The sequence below is a fragment of the Priestia sp. 53B2 genome, assembly GCF_056099005.1.
The window spans coordinates 1-255 of sequence record NZ_JBLZXA010000098.1 but is presented as its reverse complement, the minus strand read 5'-3'; the positions used below and the strand labels follow the sequence as shown (position 1 = coordinate 255).

The 255-nt window shown below is 51.4% G+C and carries 2 tRNA genes; both read left to right on the top strand.

What is annotated here, in order from left to right:
• Positions 1-23 precede the first annotated feature (23 nt).
• Positions 24-105 (top strand) — tRNA-Leu (locus ACN6NE_RS31300).
• A gap of 23 nt (positions 106-128) precedes the next feature.
• Positions 129-203, top strand: a tRNA-Gly gene (locus ACN6NE_RS31295).
• Positions 204-255: the final 52 nt, after the last annotated feature.

Here is a 255-nt window from a genome sequence, read left to right as displayed (position 1 = left end):
TGGCTCACCATTTATATTCACACGCGGGTGTGGCGGAATTGGCAGACGCGCTAGACTTAGGATCTAGTGTCTTACGACGTGGGGGTTCAAGTCCCTTCACCCGCATCTTTCATTAATTTCATATATGCGCGGAAGTAGTTCAGTGGTAGAACACCACCTTGCCAAGGTGGGGGTCGCGAGTTCGAACCTCGTCTTCCGCTCCACATATATAAGTCCTGCCGGGGTGGTGGAATTGGCAGACACACAGGACTTAAA